The organism is Microvirga calopogonii, from assembly GCF_003347665.1.
GTDB lineage: Bacteria > Pseudomonadota > Alphaproteobacteria > Rhizobiales > Beijerinckiaceae > Microvirga > Microvirga calopogonii.
The window spans coordinates 1-3,043 of sequence record NZ_QDGA01000208.1 but is presented as its reverse complement, the minus strand read 5'-3'; the positions used below and the strand labels follow the sequence as shown (position 1 = coordinate 3,043).

Sequence of the window (3,043 nt, the reverse complement as noted above, 5' to 3'; positions counted from 1 at the left end):
CGTGACATGAGACGTGCTCCTTGCGTGGCTCGAAGCCCCACAGCTTACAGGCAAGCGGGGCAGAAGCACGGCCGGACCATCCCATTAGGCGACCTTCGTGCCGGCTGCTTGGATCACAGCCGAACCGGGCGTCGGACGCACGCGCAAAAGAGAGTTGCAGCACCGGCGCGCCAGTCGCACCGATCAGCCGGCTCCTGCTATTGCAACACCCCCTCGGCCGGGAACTCGACGGTGCATTGCAGCCCGCCGGGCTTGAACGTCAGCGTCGTTGTTCCCCTGAGCTGGTAGGGTAAGGTCTGCGTCAGAAGCTCGGTCCCGAAGCCGCTGCGCCGGGGCGCGAGCGAGAGGACCGGCACACCCGTCTCCACCCACTCGATCCTCAGGCGCTGCTCGCCATCCTTGTCCTCCAGGTGCCAAGCTGCGGATACCGGTGAAGCCGGACGCGTATTCCAAGGTGAAGCCGGACACCCATTCCGATTTCATTCCGGACAGCGTTCCGATCTGAAGCCGGACACTCTCCTCGTTTGATCCTGGGTCATGGGAGATGGTGGAGTGGGATTGGCCGGTCGTCAATCGGACGATGATGCAGCGGCCGGGGAGCGCTGCTTGCGCAGGCTCTCGCCGGACAGTTCAATCCTGTAAGCATTGTGGACCAGGCGATCCAGGATCGCATCGGCGATGGTCGGATTGCCGATGATCTCATACCAGCGGTCGACCGGGATCTGGCTCGTCACGATGGTGGAGCGCCGCTCGTACCGGTCCTCGACGATCTCCAGCAGATCCCGCCGCTGATCGTCAGCGAGCTTCTCGGGCCCCCAATCATCAAGGATGAGAAGATCCACGCGGGCCAGCGCCTTGAGCATGCGCGCGTAGCGGCCGTCCCCGCGGGCCAGACCAAGCGCCGCAAACAGCCGCGGGGCACGGTGATAAGCGACCGAGAAGTCCTCCCGGCACGCCTTCTGGCCCAGCGCGCAGGCCAACCAGCTTTTGCCGACCCCGGCTGGTCCGGTCAGCAGGAGCCCGCGTCGTTCACGGATCCAATCGCAGCCGGCCAGCTTGAGAAAGAGCCCGCGGTCGAGACCGCGCGCCGCCCTGAAGTCGACATCCTCGACATGCGCGTCATGGCGCAGGCGGGCCGCCCGCGCCCGGCTCTCAAACCGCTTCTGACAGCGCAGCGTCGCCTCGCGTTCGAGCAGCAGTGCAAGCCAGTCGCCATGCTCGAGAGCCCGAGCCTCGGGCTGGGATTGCAGAGCCTTGAAGGCACTGGCCATGCCGTGAAGACCAAGATCGGCCAGCAGAGCGAGAGTGGGATGGGTCAACATGCAGGATCTCCTTAGTGGAAGTAGCCGGGGCCGCGCAGGTTGGCGTGCTCCAGAATGGCGGTGGGCTCGGGGTCGCGGGCGGGTTGGGCGGCCAGGCGGTTGGCCAGGATCGAGGCGATGCTCTTGGAGGTGAGCGCCCCGATCTGGAGAGCGCGGGCCGACACCGCTTCAGCGCGAGCGGGTTCGAGATCGCGCAACAGGCGCAGAACCCCGAGGCAAGTCCGGAAGCCCTGCTCAGGATGCGGGCGGCGCGCCAGAATAGCCGTGATCAGACCTTCCGTCTGAGGGCCGACGGACGCCGCCCAACGGCGGAAGCGCTCCGGGGTCCAGTCGGCATAGCGCCGATGGGAACTCGGCATGTGGTCCGGGTCGGTGCCGTGCCGGCGCCCACCGTAGCGGCGCTGATGGGTTGCCACGCGCTGGCCGCGGTGGAAGATCTCGATCGTGCGGCTGGTGGCCCGCAGGTCGACCTGCGCGCGGATCAGGCCGTGCGGAACCGAATAGAAGAAGCCGTCGTACTCGACGTGATAGTCCGTGCCGACCCGCACGAAGCGCCATTCGGCGAACTCGTAGTCGTCGCCCGGCAGCGGCGCGAGCGCCGGGCGCTCCATCGTCTCGAAGAGATGCCGGCGGCTGACCCCGAGGCGGCGCACGACATGATCGTTGATGCGCTCGCACGCGCCGGCAATCGCCGCATTGGCTTCGGCCAGCGAGAAGAAAGTCTGGTGCCGCAGCCGTCCGAGAATGCAGGTCTGGGCAAAGCGCACGCCATTCTCCACTTTGGCTTTGTCCTTGGGCTTTCGTGGCCGCGCCGGCAGGATGCCGATGCCGTAATGCGCGGCCATCATGCCGTAGCTGCGGTTGATCTCGGGATCGTAGAACGAGGCCCGGTTGACCCCTGACTTGAGATTGTCCGGCACGATCAGGCGCGGAACGCCGCCGAAGACGCGGAACATGCGCCCATGCGCGCCAATCCAGTCCGGCAGGGACTGGGTCCAGGTCGCCTCAGCGTAGGTGAAGTTGGAGGCGCCGAGCACGGCGACGAAGATCTCGGCCTGGCGGATCTCGCCGGTGTCGGAATCAACGATGGCGATCTTCTTGCCGGAATAGTCGACGAACACTTTGTCGCCGGCAATATGGTCCTGGCGCATGGTCGGCGAGAGCCGGCTCTCAAACGAGCGGAAGAGCTCGCAGAAGCGGCTGTAGCCATAGCCGTTGGAATGGACGGCCCGGTACTCCTCCCAGAGGATTTGCAGGGTGACGCCGGGCTTCTTCAATTCGACGATGGCTTCGGCCCAGTGGGGCTCGGGCCGCCGGCGCTGTCCCTGCTTGACGCCGGCGCGGGCGAAAAGCCTGTTCTCCAGGGCCTCGTCGGTCAGGTCGCCGGGCAAGGGCCAGCTCAAGCCGGCCTGCTCGGCGCGCTTGAGGTTCTCCTGGACGGTGCTGCGCGCGATCCCGAGCCTCTCGGCGATGTCACGCACGCTGATGCCGTCCCGGGCCAGGCGCAGCATCTGTCTCAACTGTCTCATGGTCAGCTTCCTCTTGGCGGGCATTCCATTCTCCTCGATGACGTGAGGAGGGTGATGCCCGAGTTGCTGACCCAGGGGATCATCAGAGTGGGGAAAGTGTCCGGTAATTGATCGGAACGGTGTCCGGCTTCATTCCGGAATGCTGTCCGGCGTCAAATCGGAATCCCCGTCCGGATTGAATCGGAATCCGCA

Annotated in this window: 2 protein-coding genes; both read right to left on the bottom strand. The window is 65.8% G+C overall.

The annotated features are described in order from the left end of the window. Positions 1–569: 569 nt before the first annotated feature. On the bottom strand, positions 570–1,322 hold the full coding sequence (istB, locus tag DDF70_RS35800; protein WP_114945129.1) for an IS21-like element helper ATPase IstB: 753 nt from the start codon (positions 1,320–1,322) through the stop codon (positions 570–572). A gap of 11 nt (positions 1,323–1,333) precedes the next feature. Beyond that, positions 1,334–2,875 (bottom strand): IS21 family transposase, encoded by a 1,542-nt coding sequence (gene istA, locus DDF70_RS35795; protein ID WP_281024360.1) that lies wholly within the window; start codon positions 2,873–2,875, stop codon positions 1,334–1,336. Positions 2,876–3,043 lie beyond the last annotated feature (168 nt).